This is a genomic window from Methylobacterium sp. E-025, assembly GCF_022829705.1.
Taxonomy (GTDB): domain Bacteria; phylum Pseudomonadota; class Alphaproteobacteria; order Rhizobiales; family Beijerinckiaceae; genus Methylobacterium.
Window position 1 is genome coordinate 1 of sequence record NZ_JAKSYR010000196.1, and the last position, 202, is coordinate 202.

1 protein-coding gene is annotated in these 202 nt (G+C 67.3%); it reads left to right on the top strand.

Annotated features, from left to right (window positions below):
* On the top strand, window positions 1-202 hold a 202-nt coding region (locus tag MKK64_RS27435), incomplete at both ends, for an alpha/beta hydrolase family esterase (RefSeq protein ID WP_243938898.1).

Consider the following 202-nt stretch of genomic DNA (forward strand, 5'->3'; position numbering starts at 1 on the left):
GCGCCTACGACCTGTTTGTGCCGTCGGGTTCCGGACACGGTCCCCGTCCGCTCGTGGTGATGCTCCACGGCTGCTCGCAGACCGCGCGCGACTTCGCCATCGGAACCCGGATGGACCGGCTGGCCGAGGAGCAGGGCGTCATCGTGGCCTATCCCGATCAGCCCCGGTCGGCCAACATGCTCAAGAGCTGGAACTGGTTCAG